4 protein-coding genes and 1 pseudogene are annotated in these 4,868 nt (G+C 68.3%); all 5 read left to right on the top strand.

The window, feature by feature from the left end; genetic code table 11:
• Positions 1-81, top strand: a pseudogene (locus ACZ7M3_RS52585) (histidine phosphatase family protein); the annotation flags it as partial.
• Between the two features lie 223 nt (positions 82-304).
• Positions 305-1,174, top strand: coding sequence for a recombinase family protein (locus tag ACZ7M3_RS52580; RefSeq protein WP_472073916.1), 870 nt, complete (start codon positions 305-307; stop codon positions 1,172-1,174).
• A 923-nt stretch (positions 1,175-2,097) separates the two neighbouring features.
• Positions 2,098-2,574: a hypothetical protein gene (locus ACZ7M3_RS52575; RefSeq protein WP_472073914.1), complete on the top strand. Its 477-nt coding sequence runs from the start codon at positions 2,098-2,100 to the stop codon at positions 2,572-2,574.
• A 168-nt stretch (positions 2,575-2,742) separates the two neighbouring features.
• Positions 2,743-3,855, top strand: a complete 1,113-nt coding sequence (locus ACZ7M3_RS52570; RefSeq protein WP_472073912.1) for an LPXTG cell wall anchor domain-containing protein — start codon at positions 2,743-2,745, stop codon at positions 3,853-3,855.
• A 109-nt stretch (positions 3,856-3,964) separates the two neighbouring features.
• Complete coding sequence (locus tag ACZ7M3_RS52565; protein ID WP_355311680.1) at positions 3,965-4,567, top strand: hypothetical protein; 603 nt, start codon at positions 3,965-3,967, stop codon at positions 4,565-4,567.
• Positions 4,568-4,868: the final 301 nt, after the last annotated feature.

The following is a 4,868-nucleotide window of genomic DNA, read 5'->3' as shown; positions in this document are numbered from 1 at the left end:
TCCGTGCTGTTCCACAACGACATGCGGCACCTGCCCGCAGAACTGCGCTGGACCGGCTTCCCACCCGAACTCCACATCTGACGAAGAAGGCCGCTGGCCCGGACTTGAGTGAGACGACCTTGCGAAACCCGTCTCACTCAAGTCCGGGCACCGCAGGTCAGGGGCCCGCCCCACCCGGACTTATCTGAGAGCGGACACTCATGAAACAGGCGCCCGCCCGAGGGTCGACCTGCGGCGATCATGTTTCATGAGTTGTTGCAAACGGCTGGACGCCTGAAACACCCTCATGAAACAGTCCGGGGCTGTGAGCGACGACTTCAAGCGCGTGGAATCGCACGACTGCCCGATGTCCACCTGCGCCGCCCCCGCGGGCTCCCCGTGCCGGACCGGCAAGGGCAAGGTCGCGATCCAGTACCACACCGCACGCTTCCGCCTGGTGCCCCAACTCGCCAAGGCCCTCAGCGTGCCGACCCCCGCCGTGCGCAAGCCGGGCTCGGCGTGGACCGAGCTGCCCCGGCCCGTGCGCGCCGGCGCCGAACCGGTCGGACACGTCCGCCTCGGCTACGCCCGCGCCTCGACCGCCCGGCAGCCCCTTGACGCGCAACTCGACTCGCTCGGCGAGGCCGGGGTCGCCCGGATCTTCTCGGAGAAGATCTCCACCCGCGCTACCAAGCGTTCCGAGCTGGAGGCCGCCGTGAAGCTCGCCGGGGAGATCCGCTCCTCCGGCGTCGCCGTCACCCTCGTCGTGCACGAGCACAAGCGGCTCGGCCGCGGCATCGAACTCGCCATGCTCGCCGAGGAGCTGAAGGCGAGCGATGTCGGTCTGGAGTTCCTGACCGGAGAGCTGAAGGGCTCGCACGACCCGTCCGGCATCGTGTTCACCGTGCTCGCGGCCATGTCCGGCATGGAGCGCGAGTACATCCGCGACCGCACGCTCGAAGGCCACGAGTCCGCGCGGAAGCGCGGCAAGACCATCGGTGGCGCCGGGGTCACCGACGAGGACATGTTGTCCATGGCCCTCCATCTACGCGACCAGGAGATGAGCCTGCGCGACATAGCCAAGCGCCTCGTCATCACCAGCGGAGCGAAGAGGGGCCAGCACCCCTCGCCCGCCACCGTCATGCGGATGCTGCGGGAGCACGACGAACAGGCCGCCACAGCGGCGAGCACGTGATCATCCGGCTAGTTTGCGGCTGGTGGCTGAGCTAGGACTCCAGGGCCAAAAAAGGTGGGCGAGGCGTTGACGTTGACGCGTGGTGCGCAGGATCTGGGCAGCCATCCACCAGGCGAGTGCACCCCGCTGATCGTGCTTGAGCGGCCAGTTCGGCGTCAGCGCCCAGTCCTTGTCGTTGAGGACCGCCTTGAGGACCGTCTCAGCGCTGCCTCCAAGATGGGTGAAGAGTTCCTCACATGCGTGGTGAGGGATGCCGTCCAGGGTCGTGTCTCAGCAGAAGCCCCGCTCGGCACCCATGGCGCTCGGTGCCGCAGGGAAGGACCGATCAGGGTTGACGACCCGCCGCACGCGCAGTTCGTACGGTCGGCGTGCCTGGTGCTGTGCGAAGTGCCGCAGGCACATCTGCGGCACTGTGTTCGCGGGTCTTGCCTGGTTCGGCAGCGTTCTTCGCGGTGGATGCCTTGCCCACTTGCCGGGCCTCTTCCCTCGAACTGGTCCTTCCTCATCAGGAAACAGGGGCTCTTGGGGCAGGTGCTGGACCGGGGAGTGTCTCAGCTGGTGTGGTCCGACGGATACGGATGCGCTCGCGGTCTCAGCCGAAGTGGTCACGGCGACGCCGTCCGGGACTGTGGTGTCTACGCTGTATCGATGCTGCCGTACGAAGAACTGACCCCGCCCGAACGTGAGTTGCGGGACGCCTTCCCCGAAGGCCGCCAGGTGGATCTGCGCGCGGGCACGCCGGGCGGAGACGATCCGGCCGGAGGGGCGGACTGGGGGCCCGAACGCACGCTTCGGGCGGCCGTGGTGACAGCTTTGGCGCGGGGAGGAAGCGCGGCGCCACCGGGGGCGGTCACCGCTTTGCGCCCTTGTGCGGCCGACGTGGCCTGGTCGATCTTTCGGCGGTGGCCGTAGACGACTCACCGATGGAGGCGAACGCCTCACGCGACGCCAACCAGCGGCTCCAGCGCCTGGAGGAGACCATCTCCCCGTGCGAGAAAGAGATCCACGCGCTGATGGAGGATGTAGTCGACCACGCGCTGAGTGTCGAGGCCAATGGCTCTGCAGCGCAGGGCGATGGCGAGGACGCGTGCGACAACTGGCCTCGCCTGTCCCGGCTGTGCGACCGGCTCACCCGGGCCCACCTCGCCAGGGACACACTGCATGAACGGGCTATGCCTTCACCTACAGAGATCCGGATCAAGGTCGAAGCCGCCGAGCGGACGGTGGCCCGCGCGGAGAAGCGCCTGGCCGCCGAGACCGAGGCTCACCAGGAGAAGCTGAAGAAGTACGAGCTACGCGTCCGAGAGAACCGGGCGGCAGGACATCGTGGAGTGAACGGACGGCCGCCGGTCCCGATGGAGCACAAGACTGTCCCCCTATGCGCCACTTCAGTGACTTGAGTGTGCAACCTTTTCGCAATGCGAGTGGTCATGTACCAGTCGCAGGTGTGCGCACGTACGCATGTCTGCATGCGCACTCACGCACACCATGCGTCATGCACGGCCTGAACTTGATAAACGTCAACCTGTGCCGTCCAGGCGGCACTTGGGATCCGAGAGGTCTGCTGGATGAAGATTCGCCACGCTCTGATGGCCGCCGCAGCGGCTGCCGTGATAGCGCCCGCCGCCGTACTGGCCGCGCCCGCCGCCGCGTTCGCAACGAAGCCGGTGTCCGAGGCCGGTCCCCGCACGCCCGCCTCTCCCGACGCGGCAACATCGGCGGACCGGCCAGCGGATTCCGCCACGAGCGGCGGCGGAACGGATAACCCGGACGAGCCGCGGCGCCTGGGTGAAGCCGCTGCCGGTGGCCTGGCATCCCAGGACCGCGACGGGGCTGTCCGTCCCGCCCCAGGAAAGCCGTCGAAAGCCGCCGGGACCGCCGAAGGGACCACCGGCGCGGGTGGTGCCACCGGTGGAGGCAAGGACGCCGGTGATTCTGATGGTGCGGGTCAGTCCTGCGCGTTCGAGTCCGACCAGTTGCACGTGGCCGTCCACGGGCTGCCGCCCCAGCTGACTGCGGGCGGCGCCTGGACCCCCTTCTCCATGACGCTTACCAACACCACCGGCAAGCCCCTGGGGGAGGTCCAGCCCTTCTTGCACGTATCCTCCGCCGAAGATGTCGACCGGCCGTCCTGGGAGCTGGAGACCGAGTACCGCGACGCCAAGACGGGGCTGTGGAAGACCTTCCATGACGCGGCGCCCGACGACCGGTTCGGCTTCTTTGCCGTCGGTCCGCGCAGCACCATCACGCTCCAACTGCGCACCCGCGTGGTCAAGGACGCCAAGCCCGGCGCCGGGTACGCGCTCGCCGCCGGCGACTACCGCAACCGCGACGGTTCCTGTGGTTCGGCCAAGGAAGCCTGGTACGACTTCACCATCCTCCCCGCGAGCGCGAAGCCGACGCAGCCCCCGACCACCAAGCCGGGTGGGCCGGGCAAACCGGGTGGCACGGCCGAGCCCAGCCAGAGCGCCGCGTCCGGCGGCGGTACGGGTGGTTCCGATTCCACCGGTGGCCTCAGCCCGCAGGACGGCGCCCACCTCGCCGCGACCGGCTCCTCGTCCGCGCTCCCGGCGATCGCTCTCGCTGGCGGAGCCGCGATGGTGGTCGGCGCGGGTGCGGTCATCGCCGTGCGCCGCCGGAAGGGCGTGGCCGGTCCGGACGCCACGGACGTCACCGCGTAAGCCCAACCAATTTTCTAAGAACCTGATAACCCAAGGATCCACGGCCTTAGAACTCAATGACGCTGGAAACAAAGGCTCCAAGGGTCCAAGAACCGGGAAAGAGATCTTCATGAAACTGCGCCGCGCCCTGTCGGTCTCGGCCGCGACGGCCGCCCTGCTCCCCGTGGCGGTGGCCGCCGCGCCCGCCTCCCAGGCGTCCCCTGCCGCGAAAATCCCGACGTGTTACGACCTCGACACCGCCTACGGGCAGTACCACAACAACACCTTCGTGGGCCGCTCGTTCGGCATACCCAAGTCGATCACTCTCGGCACTCACTGGACGACCTACACTGCCACGCTCACCAACGCCTCGGCGAAGGAGCTGAAGTCGTTCGAACTCAGCGCCAAGCTGGGCAGTTATGTCTACAACGAGGGCGACCGCGACCTGAGCGCGTACGGCGATCTGCAGTACTGGGACACCTCGCAGCGCGCCTGGAAGACGCTGCGCCAGGCCGATGGAAACGCCCGCGGCACCATCCCCGGCCCGAAGACGCTGAAGCCCCGCGAGTCCGTCCACGTGCAGCTGCGGTTCAGGGTGAGTAAAGACCTCCCCCTGGACCAGACGTACGACGCGTTCACCGTCCTCACCGGTACCTTCGTCGACCGCTACCGCGACATGGACTGCACAGCCCACGGCGACGCCGGCGGCAGTTTCTACCCCCGCAAGGGCTGAAACCTCCGGGGAGGGCGGCCGCCATCGCGGCCGCCGGCGGCTCGCGTACGGGCTGCTGACCCACGAGCGCCGGAAGCTGATGCGCGAGCGCAGAGCATCCGCGCCGCCCAGGCCGACCTTCTCGACGCATTGCCCGGCGTCCCCCTGCCAGATCTCGGCGAATCCAAGCGCTTGAGCAGGCTGGTCAAGGCGTCGTGACTCCTCCTCCGGCTGGAGCCGGGGGCTTCTCGCTATGCCGGGTTGGCGCCGCGACGGACCAGCCCGGCCCGTAGAACATTGGTGGCTCCCACTGTGTCGGCGT

Source organism: Streptomyces sp. NPDC111656, assembly GCF_055656965.1.
The sequence above is the reverse complement of the archived record's forward strand: the minus strand, read 5'-3'. Positions and strand labels throughout refer to the sequence as shown.